Origin of the sequence: Streptomyces changanensis (genome assembly GCF_024600715.1) — a bacterium.
In the GTDB taxonomy this organism is placed as follows: domain Bacteria; phylum Actinomycetota; class Actinomycetes; order Streptomycetales; family Streptomycetaceae; genus Streptomyces; species Streptomyces changanensis.
Genome location: NZ_CP102332.1, coordinates 4,367,816 through 4,382,921, shown reverse-complemented (window position 1 = coordinate 4,382,921; position 15,106 = coordinate 4,367,816). Strand labels below are relative to the sequence as shown.

General features: G+C 75.1%; 14 protein-coding genes. 5 read left to right on the top strand and 9 right to left on the bottom strand.

Going from position 1 to position 15,106, the window contains the following annotated elements:
• Positions 1 to 17 precede the first annotated feature (17 nt).
• Positions 18 to 1,121, bottom strand: a complete 1,104-nt coding sequence (gene dapE, locus NRO40_RS19590; protein ID WP_058940615.1) for a succinyl-diaminopimelate desuccinylase — start codon at positions 1,119 to 1,121, stop codon at positions 18 to 20.
• A gap of 39 nt (positions 1,122 to 1,160) precedes the next feature.
• Between dapE and NRO40_RS19585 the strand changes: the two genes are divergently transcribed.
• Together NRO40_RS19585 and NRO40_RS19580 are read left to right on the top strand one after the other, a co-directional pair.
• A complete protein-coding gene (locus NRO40_RS19585; protein ID WP_107114997.1) occupies positions 1,161 to 2,183 on the top strand; it encodes a hypothetical protein in 1,023 nt (340 codons plus the stop codon).
• Positions 2,184 to 2,698: 515 nt separating this feature from the next.
• The gene (locus NRO40_RS19580; RefSeq protein ID WP_058940614.1) at positions 2,699 to 3,145 is read left to right on the top strand and encodes a hypothetical protein; all 447 of its coding nucleotides are present in this window, start codon (positions 2,699 to 2,701) and stop codon (positions 3,143 to 3,145) included.
• 239 nt (positions 3,146 to 3,384) lie between these two features.
• Here NRO40_RS19580 and NRO40_RS19575 read toward each other — a convergent pair whose 3' ends face one another.
• Positions 3,385 to 4,479 carry a bifunctional succinyldiaminopimelate transaminase/glutamate-prephenate aminotransferase gene (locus NRO40_RS19575; protein WP_058940687.1) on the bottom strand — a complete coding sequence of 365 codons (1,095 nt, stop codon included), beginning with the start codon at positions 4,477 to 4,479 and terminating at the stop codon, positions 3,385 to 3,387.
• A gap of 94 nt (positions 4,480 to 4,573) precedes the next feature.
• Positions 4,574 to 4,894 carry a ferredoxin gene (gene fdxA / locus NRO40_RS19570; RefSeq protein ID WP_058940613.1) on the bottom strand — a complete coding sequence of 107 codons (321 nt, stop codon included), beginning with the start codon at positions 4,892 to 4,894 and terminating at the stop codon, positions 4,574 to 4,576.
• Positions 4,895 to 5,008: 114 nt separating this feature from the next.
• Between fdxA and NRO40_RS19565 the strand changes: the two genes are divergently transcribed.
• Together NRO40_RS19565 and NRO40_RS19560 are read left to right on the top strand one after the other, a co-directional pair.
• Positions 5,009 to 6,016, top strand: coding sequence for a GNAT family N-acetyltransferase (locus tag NRO40_RS19565; protein WP_058940612.1), 1,008 nt, complete (start codon positions 5,009 to 5,011; stop codon positions 6,014 to 6,016).
• Entirely contained in the window at positions 6,013 to 6,858 is an 846-nt protein-coding gene (locus NRO40_RS19560; protein ID WP_058940611.1) for a transglutaminase family protein, read from the top strand. The genes NRO40_RS19565 and NRO40_RS19560 overlap by 4 nt, the downstream gene beginning before the upstream one ends.
• A gap of 31 nt (positions 6,859 to 6,889) precedes the next feature.
• Here the strand turns inward: NRO40_RS19560 and NRO40_RS19555 are convergent, their stop codons facing one another.
• From NRO40_RS19555 to NRO40_RS19540, 4 genes are all read right to left on the bottom strand, one after another.
• On the bottom strand, positions 6,890 to 8,899 hold the full coding sequence (locus tag NRO40_RS19555) for a hypothetical protein (RefSeq protein WP_058940610.1): 2,010 nt from the start codon (positions 8,897 to 8,899) through the stop codon (positions 6,890 to 6,892).
• Between the two features lie 142 nt (positions 8,900 to 9,041).
• A complete protein-coding gene (locus NRO40_RS19550; protein ID WP_058940609.1) occupies positions 9,042 to 9,413 on the bottom strand; it encodes a DUF6113 family protein in 372 nt (123 codons plus the stop codon).
• Complete coding sequence (gene mshB, locus NRO40_RS19545; protein ID WP_058940608.1) at positions 9,410 to 10,300, bottom strand: N-acetyl-1-D-myo-inositol-2-amino-2-deoxy-alpha-D-glucopyranoside deacetylase; 891 nt, start codon at positions 10,298 to 10,300, stop codon at positions 9,410 to 9,412. Before mshB ends, NRO40_RS19550 begins: the two co-directional genes overlap by 4 nt.
• A 48-nt stretch (positions 10,301 to 10,348) precedes the next feature.
• Entirely contained in the window at positions 10,349 to 10,543 is a 195-nt protein-coding gene (locus tag NRO40_RS19540; RefSeq protein WP_058940607.1) for a hypothetical protein, read from the bottom strand.
• A gap of 155 nt (positions 10,544 to 10,698) precedes the next feature.
• Between NRO40_RS19540 and NRO40_RS19535 the strand changes: the two genes are divergently transcribed.
• A complete protein-coding gene (locus tag NRO40_RS19535; RefSeq protein ID WP_058940606.1) occupies positions 10,699 to 12,840 on the top strand; it encodes a prolyl oligopeptidase family serine peptidase in 2,142 nt (713 codons plus the stop codon).
• A gap of 135 nt (positions 12,841 to 12,975) precedes the next feature.
• Here the strand turns inward: NRO40_RS19535 and NRO40_RS19530 are convergent, their stop codons facing one another.
• Together NRO40_RS19530 and NRO40_RS19525 are read right to left on the bottom strand one after the other, a co-directional pair.
• On the bottom strand, positions 12,976 to 14,097 hold the full coding sequence (locus tag NRO40_RS19530) for an ABC transporter ATP-binding protein (RefSeq protein ID WP_058940605.1): 1,122 nt from the start codon (positions 14,095 to 14,097) through the stop codon (positions 12,976 to 12,978).
• On the bottom strand, positions 14,084 to 15,094 hold the full coding sequence (locus NRO40_RS19525) for an ABC transporter ATP-binding protein (protein ID WP_058940604.1): 1,011 nt from the start codon (positions 15,092 to 15,094) through the stop codon (positions 14,084 to 14,086). Before NRO40_RS19525 ends, NRO40_RS19530 begins: the two co-directional genes overlap by 14 nt.
• Positions 15,095 to 15,106: the final 12 nt, after the last annotated feature.

Below are 15,106 nucleotides of genomic sequence, written 5' to 3'. Positions count from 1 at the left end.
GGTCGGGATCGCGGTGGTCAGGCGGTGAGCCAGTCGTACAGCCGGCGCTCGCAGTGGGCGATCCGGTCGACGGCGACGTGCTCGTCCCGCTTGTGCGCGTAGATCGGGTCGCCGGGTCCGTAGTTGACCGCGGGCACGCCCAGGGCGCTGAACCGGGCGACGTCGGTCCAGCCGAACTTGGGCTTGGCGGTGCCGCCGACCGCCGCCATGAACGCCGCGGCCGCCGGGTGGGACAGGCCGGGGAGGGCGCCGCCGGTGTGGTCGTCGACGACGAACTCGGCGACCCCGCAGTCGGCGAAGACCTCCCGCACGTGCTCCTCGGCCTCCCGCATGGTGCGGTCGGGGGCGTAGCGGAAGTTGACGACGACCGTGCACTCGTCGGGGATGACGTTGGTGGCGACGCCGCCGGAGATGCCGACGGCGTTGAGCCCCTCGTGGTACTCCAGGCCGTCGATGACCGGGCGGCGCGGCTCGTAGGCGGCGAGGCGGGCCAGGACGGGGGCGGCGGCGTGGACGGCGTTGGAGCCCATCCAGGAGCGGGCCGAGTGGGCGCGCTCGCCCGTCAGCTTGAGGTGGACGCGCAGGGTGCCCTGGCAGCCGCCCTCGACCTGGGCGTCGGACGGCTCCAGCAGGACGGCGAAGTCGCCCTCCAGCCACTCCGGGTGGGCGTCCGCCACGTGTCCGAGGCCGTTGAGGTGCGCGGCGACCTCCTCGTTGTCGTAGAAGACGAACGTGAGGTCGCGGTTGGGGGCGGGGACGGTCGCCGCGATGCGGAGCTGGACCGCTACGCCCGACTTCATGTCGGAGGTGCCGCAGCCCCACAGGACGCCGTCCCCGTCCAGCCGGGAGGGGACGTTGTCGGCGATCGGCACGGTGTCGATGTGGCCGGCGAGGACGACGCGCTCGGCGCGGCCCAGGGCGGTGCGGGCGACGACGTTGTTCCCGTACCGGTCGACGGTGAGGTGCGGGAGGGTCCGCAGCGCCTCCTCGATCGCGTCCGCCAGGGGTTTCTCCGTGCCGCTGACGGAGGGGAAGTCGACCAGGGCGGCGGTCAGCGCGGCGCCGTCCAGGGTGAGGTCCAGAGCAGGGTGCGAGGACGCCTCAGGCGTGGAGTCGGGCATGTGACCGACCCTATCCCGCTCCCTAGTACGGTTGGCTGCGTGTCCGATTCCGCCGTCCCTCCCCCGCCCGCCCGCCGCGGTGGCCGTCGTTCCCGGGTCGCGGCGTCGTTCGCCGTCCTGCTGGCCGTCGTGGGGTACGTGGCGCTGCGGTGCGGGACGAGTGGCGACGGCTCCCCCGGGTGCACGGTGGGCACGGGGAGCCACACGTACAGTCTGAGCCCGGAGCAGGCGGCGAACGCCGCGACGATCTCCGCCGTGGGGACCACCCGCGGCATGCCCGAGCGGGCGGTGACGATCGCGCTGGCGACCGCGCTCCAGGAGTCGGCACTGCGCAACATCGACTACGGGGACCGCGATTCGCTGGGCCTGTTCCAGCAGCGCCCCTCGCAGGGGTGGGGCACGGCCGGCCAGATCATGGACCCGGTGTACTCGGCGGGGATCTTCTACGACCGCCTCGCCGAGGTGCCGGGGTACTCGCGGCTGCCGCTGACGGTCGCCGCGCAGCGCGTCCAGCGCAGCGGCTTCCCCCAGGCGTACGCCAAGCACGAGCCGGACGCCGCGCTGCTGGCGGCGGCGCTGACCGGCCGTTCGGCGGCGTCGCTGAACTGCGCCCCGGCGCAGGGCCCGAGGACCGGTGACCCGGCGCGGGTGCGCGGCGAGCTGGTGCGGGCGTTCGGCGCGGGCGTGCTCGGCGGGACGTCGGGCGACACCGCGGACGGCAAGGGCGGCGGCACACCGGGGACACCCGGCGGGGCCACCACCGGTCCGGGCACCACGGGTCCGGGGGGCGGCGCACCGGGGAATGACGCACGGACCGTGACGCTTCCCGTTCCGACGGAGGGCGCCGGCGCCGTCGGGCCGGAGGGCGCGACCGGCGGGGGCACGCGGCGCGGCTGGGAGCTGGCGCAGTGGGCGGTGGCCCGGGCGGAGTCCCTGGGCGTCGCGGAGGTGGCGTACGCGGGCCGGGTGTGGAGCGCGCGGGACGCGGCGCAGGGGTGGCGCACGGCCCCGCCCGGTACACCGCCGCACAGGGGTGAGGTCGTCGTCCGCCTCGCTCGGTGAGCGCGGGCGGGCCCGGCGGGCGCGGGCGGGCCCGGCGGGCACCCCGAGCCCGGTCGAGCCCGGTGAGCGCCGCGAGTCCGGTGAGCGCCGAGCACCGCGAGCGTGGTCGTACGGGGACGGCGGAGCGCGCACCGCTGGGCGCAGCGCATGGTAATCGACCCTGATCACAGGGTAATCACGCCACCCTCGCCCACCCTTCGATCAGCCGTCCGGCGCGTCACCCGTCGGGGCCACGTCGCGCGGCGGCGGGTACGGCGCGGGCGGCTCGGGTGAAGGGCCCTGCCGGCGGGCCCCTCCGGGGCGTTTCCCCGGGAAGGGGCGCGGAGTGACGGTTCTGCACGCGCCCCGCGCGCCCTGCGCCCGGCCCCGTTCGAAGGGGGCGCCCCACCGGGCGCGTTACCAACTCTTTACCCCGGGCCACCGCAACCTCCCCCCGGCCCCCGGCGGTTGTCACAGCGTCCGATCGTCGGACCGGCATCACCGCCGACACGACCCTCCCCCGTCGAAGGAGCATCATGTCCCTCCCCCTGACCCGCCGGATCGCCAGTGCCGCGCTGCTGACCGCAGCGGGAGCGGCCTCCGTGGTCGGTGCGGCCGGCTCCGCGAGCGCCGTGGACCTCCCGAAGAACACCGACCTCGCCGGCGGCGTCTCCGCCCTCGACACGGCCACGGTCACCGACACGGTCGACTCCACCGCGCAGGGCACCACCGGCGTGGCGGGCGACGCGGGCTCCGACGCCGTCCCGACCGCGGGCAAGGCCGTCGGGAAGACCACCCGCGCGGCCGCCCCGCTCGCCCGGAAGGCCGGCGGGGAGGTGACGCGCGGTGTCCGCGACGTCGCGGGCGACACCGCCGGTACCGCCAAGGACGCCGCGGGCGGCGCCACCAAGGGCGGCCTGCCCACCGGCGAGCTCGGCGGCGGCCTCCTGGGCGGCCTGCCGGCCGGCACCCCGCTCAGCTGATCCCACCCACCCGGCTGATCCACCCACCCGGCTGACCGCCACTCCGAGCGGCCGGCCCGCCCCACTGCGAGGGCCCGGGGAGACACGCCCCCCGGGCCCTCGCTCACGTCCGCCGACCGACCGCCCCGGGCCCCACGGGCCCACCGCCGGTCGCCCGGGCCTCACGGGCCCGCACCGACCGCCCGTGGCCCTCGCGTGCGTCCGGCCGGCCGCGTCCCTCGGGCGCGGGGCTGCGGCCGTCAGCCGAGGCGCTTGACCGCCGCCGCGACGCGCTCGTCCGTTGCCGTGAGCGCGACGCGCACGAACCGCTCCCCCGCCACGCCGTAGAAGTCGCCGGGCGCCACCAGGACGCCGAGCTCCGCCAGGTACCCGACGGTGTCCCAGCACGGCTCGTCGCGCGTGGCCCACAGGTAGAGGCTCGCCTCGCTGTGCTCGATGCGGAAGCCGTGGGAGACCAGCGCCGTCCGCAGCGCCGTCCTGCGCTCCGCGTACCGCGCGCGCTGCTCGCGCACGTGCGCGTCGTCGCCGAGCGCCGCGACCGTCGCCGCCTGCACCGGCGCGGGCACCATCATCCCGGCGTGCTTGCGGATCCGCAGCAGTTCGCCGAGGACCGCCGCGTCACCGGCGACGAACGCGGCGCGGTACCCGGCGAGGTTGGACCGCTTCGACAGGGAGTGGACGGCGACGATCCCCTCGTACGAGCCGCCGCAGACGTCCTCGTGCAGGACGGAGACCGGGTCGCCCTCCCAGCCCAGCTCCAGGTAGCACTCGTCGCTCAGCAGCAGGACGCCGTGCTCCCGCGCCCAGGCGACGATCCGGGTCAGCTCGTCCTTCCCGAGGACCCGGCCCGTGGGGTTGGACGGCGAGTTGAGCCACAGCAGCTTCAGCCCGGCCGGGTCGAGCTCCGTCGGGTCGTCGTAGACCACCGGGGTGGCCCCCGCCAGGCGCGCGCCGACCTCGTACGTCGGGTAGGCCAGCCGCGGGTAGGCGACGCGGTCGCCGGGGCCCAGGCCCAGCTGGGTCGGCAGCCAGGCCACCAGCTCCTTGGAGCCGACGACCGGCAGGACCTCGGTGTGCGCGACCGCGCGGGCGCCGAGCCGCCGCTCGCACCAGCCGGCGAGCGCGTCGCGCAGGGCGGCGGTGCCCCAGACCGTCGGGTAGCCGGGCGAGTCGGCCGCCTCGACCAGGGCCCGCTGCACCAGCTCGGGCACGGGGTCCACGGGGGTCCCGACGGACAGGTCGACGATGCCGTCGGGGTGGGCCGCGGCCGTCTTCTTGTACGGCTCCAGCTTGTCCCACGGGAACACGGGTAGGCGGGAGGAGACTGCGGACACGGTGCTCACTTTCTCGTGCGGGCGGCGGGCACAAACGCCGCGGTCCCGTACAGCGGAAGGACCGTACGGGACCGGGCGGTGATGGATGGAGCGATCAGCCGTTCTGCGGCGGCAGGGCGGCGATGAAGGGGTGGTCACGCTCGATCAGACCGAGCTTCGAGGCACCACCGGGCGAGCCGAGCTCGTCGAAGAACTCGACGTTCGCCTTGTAGTAGTCCTTCCACTCCTCCGGGGTGTCGTCCTCGTAGAAGATCGCCTCGACCGGGCAGACCGGCTCACAGGCCCCGCAGTCGACGCATTCGTCCGGATGGATGTACAAGGACCGCTTGCCCTCGTAGATGCAGTCGACGGGGCACTCCTCGATGCACGCCTTGTCCTTGACGTCGACACAAGGCTGCGCGATGACGTAGGTCACGCTGTCGTTCCTCCTTGGTAGGGCTGGCTCTGCGCGGGAGCGCGGCGTCGTCGATGCCCGCACCTAGTATCTCCGTTCTTGGAGACGAACCGAACAGGAGGGGCGGACAGAACTGTGGAGTTCACTGCGGGCGGACGCCTTGAAGTCCAGATCACACCATCTGACGTGGGTAAACGGGTGTCTGTCCGCCGGTTGGGGGACCCCGCGTCGGGACCGGAGACGTTCACCGACACCGTCGGGGTTCTCACATCCTGGGACGACGGTGTGTTGCTGATCACACGGCGGACCGGTGAGAGCGTCCGGATCGCGGAATCCTCGCTGGTCGCGGGCAAGGTCGTGCCCGCCGCGCCCGCCCGCAGACGGGGCCCCGCCGCGGGCTTCGCCGAGCTCGCGCGCGTGCAGGCCCGGTCCTGGCCGCCGGAGGAGGCCGAGCCACTCGGAGAGTGGACGCTGCGCGCCGCGCGCGGCTTCACCCGCCGGGCCAATTCGGTGCTCCCCCTCGGCGCTCCCGGCGTACCGCTCGACGACGCCCTCGCGCGTGTCGTGGCCTGGTACGGCGAGCGCGGGCTGACCCCGTACGTCCAGGCCGCCACCGGGGCCGAGGGCACCCAGGAGACGCTGTGCGCCGCCCTGCAGGAGCGGGGCTGGCGGCGGGAGGTCACGGCCGAGGTGCGGGTCGCGGGGCTGGCGCCCGTCGCGGACCTGACCGCCGACACGACCCGGGTGGTCCTGGCCCGGACCCCCGACGCGGCCTGGCTGCGCCGCTACCAGCGGGTCGGCGAGCCCGGCCCGCACGTGCTGCGGGTGCTGTCCGGCGGCCCGTCGGTGTGGTTCGCGTCCGTAGCCGGCGAGGAGGGGGCCCCGGCGGCGATCGGGCGGTGCGTGGTCGACGGCCGGTGGGCGGGCTTCTCCGCCGTCGAGGTCGACCCGGCGCGGCGGCGCGGGGGCCTGGCCACGGCCGTCATGGCGGCGCTCGCCGCCCGCGCCCTCGCCCAGGGCGCCTCCGCGGCCTGGCTCCAGGTGGAGGAGGACAACACCGCGGCCCGCGCCCTCTACGACGGCATGGGCTTCGCGCTCCACCACCGCTACCACCACTTCCGCCCGGACCGGGCCGGCGCGTGAGCGGCGCGCACGACCGGCCGGAGGCGGACCGGTGGCGGACGCGGTTCGCGCGGGAGGCGCGCGAGGAGCGGCCCGACCTGGCCGCGCTCTGTCTGCTGATCGGCGCCGAGGCGGAGCCGGAGCTGGGACAGCCGGAGCTGGACGCCGCCGAGATCGAACTGGACCGCCTCGCCGGGCTCCTGCCGTACGGGCCGAAGTCCCCGCGCGCCTGGGCGGCGGCGCTCGCCGCGCTGCTCGGCACCCGGTGCGGCTTCCACGGCACCCCCGCCGACTACCGGCACCTGGAGTCTTCGCTCCTCCACCACGTGCTGCGGCGGCGCCGGGGCCTGCCGATCCTGCTGTCGGTGGTGTGGGCGGAGGTCGCCCGGCGCGCCGGCGCCCACGTGTACGGGGTCGCCCTGCCCGGCCACTTCGTCGTCGGCTTCGGGGACCCGCAGGAGCAGGTGCTGGCCGACCCCTTCGCCGGGGGCCGACTGCTGACCGGCGCCGACGCGGAACTGCTCGTGGCCGGCGCCACCGGGGAGCCGCTGCGGCCGTCGATGCTGACGCCCGCCGACCCGCTCGACGTCGTCCTGCGCGTCCTGAACAACATCCGCGCCTGGGCCGCCGGGCGCCCCGAGCGCTCCGACGTGGCCCTGTGGGCGGTGGAGCTGGCCCTGCTGCTCCCCTCCCACCCGGCGCGGCTGCGCTACGAGCGCGCCCAGCTGCTCGTGCGGCGGGGCGAGTTCGCGGCGGGCGCGGCGGAGATCGAGGCGTACGCGGAGGTCGTCGACGCGGTCGAGCCGACCACGGCCGCCACCCTGCGCGCCCACGCGCGGGCCGCCCGGGCGCGGCTGAACTGAACGCCGGCGCCCGGACGCCCCGGGCGCCGGGTCAGCCCTGCGGGTCGAGCTCGATGGTGACCGTGCGCTCCGCCCGGTTCTTGCCCATGAGCGCCTTCTGCATGGCGCTGGCCACGTCGTCGGCGGACAGCTGGTGCTTCTTGCCGTCGCCCTTCGTGATCATCACGCCGTCGAAGACGCCGTCCAGGAGGCGGTTGATGGCCTCCTTGTCGTAGTACGGGACGAGCTTCCCGTCGACCGGCTTCATGGAGAGGATCTGCGGCAGCGACCGCTGCGGGCCGAACTGGATCTCCCGGCCGCCCGCGCGGATGGTGACCAGGTCGGACATGGCGGGCTCGGCGAACTCCGCCACGGCCCGGTCGATCTCCTCCTGCTTGATCGTCGGTTCGCGGGTCGCGACGGGGAGTTCGACGACGTTCGGCTTGCCCGTCTCGACCTGCGCCCGGTACGCGTCCTTGACGAAGAGCATGGACCGCTGGACGTCCAGGGCCGTGCCGGCCCTGCCGGGGACGGGGACGACCTTGCCGGGGGCGAACTTGACGGTGCCCTCGGCGACCGAGCCGGAGCCGCCGGCCAGGTCGCTCAGGGCGACGCCGAGCTTCTCCTCGTCCACGGGGATGACCGGCTGCGCGACGCGTTCGACGCCGAAGAGCGAGCCGATCACCGACACGGGGTTGTAGTCGCTGCCCGCGGCCGCCCGGACGGTGGCCTGGCTGTCGAGGGACAGGCCGGCCTTGTCGGGGGCGAGGCTCCGGTCCGTGCCGCCCACGTCGAGCTTCAGCGGCGTGGTGGCGCGCCCGCCGAGGGCGGCGTCGAGCTTGCGGACGGCCTCCTCCTTCGTCGAGCCGCCGATGTCGACGCCGAGGACCGTGGTGCCCTTCGGCACGTCGGCCTGGTTGAGGAGCAGCCCGGCGCCGTAGGCGAGGCCGGCCAGGGTGACCGTGGCGACGCCGAGGAGGACCAGCTTGGAGCGGCCCTTCTTCTTCGGCGCGGGCGCCGCGCGCGTGGCCGGCGGTGGGGTCGGCGCGGGGGCCTGCGGCGCGGGCTCGTCGAGGGCCGGCGGGTACGCGTCGAACGCGTCCGGGCCGGCGGGGTCGTCCGCCGCGCGGGCCGGGCCCGACATCGGGAACGGCGACGGCGCCTCGTGGTGGTCCTGGGGGGCCACGGGGATGCCGCTGGTGAGCGTCGCACCGGAGACCTGCGTGGGCGCCGGTCCGGGGTGGGGCTGCTGCGGGGTGAGGATCGCGGTGTCGTCGGAGAACGCGCCCACGGGGCCGCCGTCGGCGGCGGGCGGCACCTCGACCGTGCCCGGCGCCGGACCCGTCGTCGGGCCGGAGGGCGGCTCGGGCCCGTCCGAGAAGTACGGCGTGGCGGGCGTGCCCGGGTGTCCGGTACCGCCACTCCCGCCGTCCGGGGAGGAGGGGTCGCGCCGCGCGGGGCCGCCCTGGCGCGGCGGGGCTCCCGCCGTCGCGGCGTACCCCGAGCCGTTGGCCCCGGCGCGTGCGGGGGCACCGCCGCCGACCGCGGGCGTGCCCGCCGCGGGGGTGCCGAAGGCCGGCGTGCCGAAGGCGGGGGTGCCCGTACCGCCGTCGCGGGCGGGGCCGCCCGCTGCGGGCGGCCGCGGCGCGTTCCTGGGCGCCGCGGCCTGCGGCGCGGCGGCCGGGGGCCTGCGCGGGGCGAACCAGGCGCTGGTGGACTCCTGCGGCGCCGCCGGTTCGGGTTCCGCCACCTCGGGGCGGGGCGTCGCCGCCGTGCGCTCGGCGGGGCGCTCCGGCTGCGGCTCGCCCTCGGCCGCCTCCTGGTCCTCGGCGGCGACGGGCTTGCGGACGACGACCGGCGGGATGGGCCGCGATCCGGGGATGTTGATCCGGATGCGGGTCGTCAGCGTCGTCTCGGTCTTCTTCTCCTCGGGCTGCGCGGGCGCGCCGGACCCGGACGCCTCCTGGTACTGGGGCGACCCGTACGGCGGGGTCCCCGAGGGGTAGGCGGCTCCGCCACGCCCCTGGGGCCCGGAGGACGAGGTGTCAGTTTCACGGCTCAAAGCAGGCTCTCCCGGTTGGCTCCGCCGCCCGCTCTCACACCCACGGGCGCCCGGCGGCGCGCACCACCATACTGGCCGCGGTCACGGAACCACCCGCGACCAGGGGAACATCACCGGGCATTGCCGCCCAAGTTCGGGCAGGTCACCTGTCAAGTGCCCGTGCGCGGCCGCGCTGTTGGGGGAGAGTGGAGTAAGTGGCGCACATCACAGCGAGCGCCATGCCGCCGAGGACGAACACCAGGTCGGCGAGGCCGCCCCAGAAGACCTTGTCCCCCTCGCCGCGGCCGAAACCGACCGCCACGACCGCCGCGAGCCAGCCGAGGCCGGACGTCATGACGCCCGCCTGCCCGCCGGCCGCCCGCAGACCCCCGTGGAACAGCGCGGCGCCGGCCAGGAGGGCGAGCAGCAACCCGCCGGGGAGGAAGGCGCCCTGGACCAGCGCCCCTGCCAGCCCGACGAGGACACCGAGGACGACGAGGACGGCGTGGACGGCGGCCTTCGTCGCGGTGCTCACGCCTCCACCCCCGCGAAGAGGTCGGTCTCGCGCTCCCCGTCCGGCGCACCGGACGGGCCGTGGACCAACTGGTAGTACTCACGGACGAAGACGGGCTGCCCCAGGTGGTTGGAGAGGGCGAAGAACCTGTCCTGCACACTGATTTGTGTGGCGTGGGCACACAGGGCGGCGATCTTCCGGTCCGCGTACGCCGTGCCGTCGATCTCCGTGGTGACCAGCGCGTCGTCGACCACGCCCGGGACGTCGCCGATGTCCGCGATGCCGGGGAACGTCACGCCGGTCGCGGCGCGCAGGGCGGCGAAGCCCTCCTCGGCGACCGAGCGCGGCACGCGGTTCCAGTAGACCTTCGCGATGGCGTGCGGGGTGCCGGCGTCGGGGCGGTACGCGGGGTCGGCGGCCAGTTCGGCGGCGCGGACGGCGACGCGGTGGGCCTGGATGTGGTCGGGGTGGCCGTACCCGCCGTCGGGGTCGTAGGTCACCAGGACCTGCGGGCGGACCTCCCGGACGATGTCGACCAGGTGGGCGGCCGCCTCGTCGACGGGGGTGCCGTAGAAGGAGCCCTCGCGGTGGTTCTGCGGGACGCCCATCATCCCGGAGTCGCGGAAGCGCCCGGGGCCGCCGAGGAAGCGGTGGTCGGTGACGCCCAGCTCCCTCATCGCGGCGGCGAGTTCACCGACGCGGTGCGGCCCGAGGCGGTCGTCGCGGTCGGGTGCGAGGTGGGCGAGGGAGGGCGGGACGACCTCGCCCTCCTCGCCGCGTGTGCAGGTCACGAGCGTGACCTGGGCGCCTTCGGCCGCGTACCTGGCCATGGTGGCGCCGTTGTTGATCGACTCGTCGTCGGGGTGCGCGTGCACCAGGAGCAGACGACGGGCGGGGAGATCCGTCATACGGACACCCTACGAGGTCCGGCGAGGGACCCCGGGGAGGTGCGCTCGCTAGAACTTGAGGTTCCCGATCATGCCGGCGACGCTGGTGGTCAGCTGGCTGACGGTGGGGGCGATGGAGGAACTCGCCAGGTAGAAGCCCAGCAGCATGCACACGACCGCATGCCCGGCCTTCAGACCCGATTTCCGGATGAGCAGGAAGACGACGATCGCCAGCAGCACCACCGCCGAAATCGAGAGTGCCACGGCGGTTCACCTCCATACGTGTCGGTCGGAACGGGCAGCGCGCATGTGCCAGGAGGTACTTACCCACCTTGCGCTACGGATCATAACTTTCCGTTCGTACGCATCGATCGGTGCACGGCAGCATTGGGGGGCGCACAGCCGCTAGTTTCGGTCACATGACCTCGCGGCAGCAGAGCTCGTTCCCCCGCCAGTACGCGCGGACCCGGCGCTACGCCCTGGGAGCACCACGGTCGTTCACCGTGTCACCCGACGGTTCCCGGGTCGTCTTCCTGCGTTCGCCCTCGGGGACGGAGCCGGCGCACCGGCTGTACGTCCTGGACCTGGCCGGCGGGGAGGTGCGCGAGCGGGTCGCCGCCGACCCGCGGGAGTTGCTGGGCGGGGCCGGTGAGCGGCTGTCGGCGCAGGAGCGCACGCGCCGGGAGCGCAGCCGTGAGGTGGCGCGGGGCGTGGTCGGCTACGCGGTCGACGCGGCGGTCGAGTTGGCGGCGTTCGCCCTGTCCGGGCGGTTGTACGTCGCCGAGCTGCGGGCCGGGACGACGCGCCCGCTGCCCGCGCGCGGGCCGGTGCTCGACCCGCGGCCGTCGCCGGACGGCCGGCTCGTGGCGTACGTGTCGGACGGGGCGCTGCGGGTGGTCCCGGTCGAGGACGGCGACGGGGCGGACCGGGCGCTCGCCGAGCCCGAGGGCGAGCACGTGGCCTACGGGACGGCGGAACACGTGGCGGCCGAGTCGATGGACCGCTCGCGGGGCTTCTGGTGGTCGCCGGACTCCGACCGGCTGCTCGTGGCGCGGGTCGACAACGCCGCCGTGGAGGGGTGGTGGATCGCCGACCCCGCGCACCCGGAGCGCGAGCCGGCGCGCGTGGCGTACCCGGCGGCGGGGACGGACAACGCCGACGTGCGCCTGTTCCTGCTCGGGGTGGCGGACGGCGCGCGGACGGAGGTCGTGTGGGACCGGGGCCGGTTCCCGTACCTCGCACGGGCGCACTGGTCGGCCGCGGGGCCCCCGCTGCTGCTCGTACAGGCCCGTGACCAGCGCACGCAGGAGTACCTGGAGGTCGACACGGACAGCGGGGCGACCCGTGCCGTCCACCGGGAGGAGGACGGCCGTTGGCTGGAACTTGTCTCCGGCGTTCCCTCCCGGACACCCGACGGGCGGCTCGTGCGGGTCGCGGACGAGGGCGGGGCGCGCGTTCTCGTCGTCGGCGACCGCCCCCTGACGGACGGGCGGTTGCACGTGCGGGCGGTGCTGGACGTGGGCGACGGTGACGTGCTGGTCTCGGCCTCGGCGGGCGCGTCGGCGGACGACCCGGAAATTGGCGCGATCCATGTGTACCGGGTGGGCCCCGGGGGCGCCGAACGGGTCTCGGCGGGGCCGGGCGTCCACGGCGCGGTGCGCGGCGGCCCGGTGACCGTCCTCGCCTCGGCGCTGCCCGACCGGCCGGGGACGCGGGTGCGGGTGCTGCGGGACGGCGAGCCGCTCGCGGAGGTCGCCTCGTACGCCGAGACGCCCGTGCTGTCGCCCCGCCTGGCGCTCACCGTGTCGGGCCCGCACCGCGTGCCCTGCGCGGTGCTGCTGCCGCACGGGTACGAGGAGGGGGACGGGCCCCTGCCGGTGCTGATGGACCCGTACGGGGGCCCGCACGGGCAGCGGGTGGTGGCGGCGCACGACCGGCACCTGACCTCCCAGTGGTTCGCCGACCAGGGGTTCGCGGTGGTCGTCGCGGACGGACGGGGCACGCCGGGGCGCTCGCCCGACTGGGAGAAGGCCATCGCCGGGCGGCACACGCTGGCGCTGGACGACCAGGTCGCCGCCCTGCGGGGGCTCGCCGGGCGGTATCCGCTGGACCTCGGGCGGGTGGCGATCCGGGGCTGGTCCTACGGCGGCTTCCTGGCGGGGCTCGCGGTGCTGCGGCGCCCCGACGTCTTCCACGCCGCCGTGGTGGGGGCCCCGGTGACGGACCACCGGCTCTACGACACCCACTACACCGAGCGGTACCTCGGCGGGATGCCCCAGGACGTGCCGGAGGTCTACCGGGCGAACTCACTGGTGTGGGACGGCGGGCTCGTGGAGCCACGGGAGCCCGCCCGGCCCATGATGATCATCCATGGGATGGCGGACGACAACGTGGTCGTCGCCCATACGCTGCGGCTGTCCTCGGCCCTGCTCGCGGCGGGCCGCCCCCATGAGGTGGTCCCGCTGACGGGCGTGACGCATATGACGCCGCAGGAACAGGTCGCGGAGAACCTGCTGCTGCTCCAACTCGACTTCCTGCGCCGGGCACTCCCCGCGGGGTGAGCCCCCGTGGGCCCGGGTGCGACCGGCCGGGGCGACGTGGTGCGCCCCGGCCGGTCCACGGCACCCGCACGGCCGTACGCCCACCAGGGTGGCGCGTCCGTATATCGGTACGGGGTCGTCGCCGTGTCCTGTCGGTTACACGGGCCCCGGGTCGCCGGCCCCGGGCCCCGGCGGGGCGGGCGGGGCCTCCCCCCGCGGCGCCACCTCCCCGACCCGGGCCGTCGTGTCGCCCGGCACCACGTGCATCTCCTCGGCGAAGTGGCACGCCGAGTCGTGCCGCGCCGGGGTGGCCGCGTCCCGGAACACGGCCGGTACGGCGAGCAGCGGCACCTCCAGCGCGCACCGCTCGCGCGCCTTCCAGCAGCGGGTGCGGAACCGGCACCCGGAGGGCGGGTCGGCCGGGGACGGCACGTCGCCGCTGAGCAGGATCCGCTCGCGGTGCTCCCGCGCCCGCGGGTCGGGCACGGGGACGGCGGAGAGCAGCGCCTGTGTGTACGGGTGGGTGGGGTGGTCGTAGATCTCGTTGTCGGTCCCCGTCTCCACGATGCGGCCGAGGTACATGACGCCGATCCGGTCGGAGATGTGCCGGACGATCGACAGGTCGTGCGCGATGAAGACGTAACTGAGTCCGAACTCGTCCTGGAGCCGTTCCAGCAGGTTGACGACCTGCGCCTGGACGGAGACGTCGAGGGCGGAGACGGGCTCGTCGGCGACGATGACCCGGGGCCGCAGGGCGAGGCCGCGGGCGATGCCGATGCGCTGGCGCTGTCCGCCGGAGAACTGGTGCGGATAGCGGTTGATGTGCTCGGGGTTGAGGCCGACGACCTCCAGCAGCTCCTGCACCCGGCGCCGGCGGTCGCCCTTCGGGGCGGCCTCGGGGTGGATCTCGTACGGCTCGCCGACGATGTCGCCGACCGTCATCCGCGGGTTGAGGGAGGTGTACGGGTCCTGGAAGACCATCTGGATGTCGCGCCGCACGGCCTTCAGCGCGCGGCCCGACAGCCGGGTGATGTCCTCGCCCCGGTAGCGGATGGTGCCGGAGGTGGGGCGTTCGAGGTGGACGAGCATCCGGGCGACGGTCGACTTCCCGCAGCCGGACTCGCCGACGATGCCGAGGGTCTCGCCCTGCCCCACCTCGAAGGAGACCCCGTCGACCGCCTTGACGGCGCCCACCTGCTTGCGGAACAGGACGCCCTGGGTGAGGGGGTAGTGCTTGACGAGGTCCCGGACCTCCAGGACCGGCTCAGCGTGGGGCATCGGCGGGCTCCTTGCCGGAGGGCTCCTCGTGGAGGGTCTCCCGCCAGAAGTGGCAGGCGCTGCGGCGTTCCGCGGAGACCTCGTACAGCGGGGGGACGTCGGTGCGGCAGACGTCGCGGGCCCGGGGGCAGCGTGGGTGGAAGGGGCAGCCCGAGGGGATGGCGGTGAGGCTCGGTGGCAGCCCCCGGATCGCGTACAGCTCGCGGCCCTTCTGGTCCAGGCGCGGGATGGAGTCCAGCAGGCCCCGGGTGTAGGGGTGCGCGGGCGCCCGGTACAGGTCGTGGACGGGGGCGGTCTCGACGATCCGGCCGGCGTACATGACGGCGATGCGGTCGGCGACGTCGGCGACGACGCCGAGGTCGTGGGTGATGAGGATGAGGCCCATCCGCATCTCCCGCCGGAGCTCCGCGAGCAGCTCCATCACCTGGGCCTGGACGGTGACGTCGAGGGCGGTGGTGGGCTCGTCGGCGATGATGAGGGCGGGTTCCAGGGCCATCGCCATGGCGATCATGACGCGTTGGCGCATGCCGCCGCTGAACTGGTGCGGGTACTGGCCGACGCGTTCGAGCGCGGCGGGGATGCGGACGCGGTCCATCAGCTCGACGGCCCGGGCGCGAGCCTCCTTCTTCGACGCGCCGCGGTGGACGGTGAACATCTCGGCGAGCTGGTCGCCGACGGTGAGCACGGGGTTGAGGGCGGACAGCGCGTCCTGGAAGACCATCGCCATCCGGGCGCCGCGGACCTTGCGGCGCTCCTCCTCCCTGAGGGTCAGCAGGTCGCGTCCCTGGAAGAGGATCCGTCCGCCGGTGATCCGGCCGGGCGGCACGTCGAGGATGCCCATGACCGCCTGGGCGGTGACGGACTTGCCGGATCCTGACTCGCCGAGCACGGCGAGGGTCTCGCCCTCGTCGACGGCGTAGCTGACGCCGTTGACGGCCTTGGCCACGCCCTCGCGGGTGCGGAACTCGACGTGGAGGTCGCGGACTTCGAGCAGCATGGCGGCGGCTCC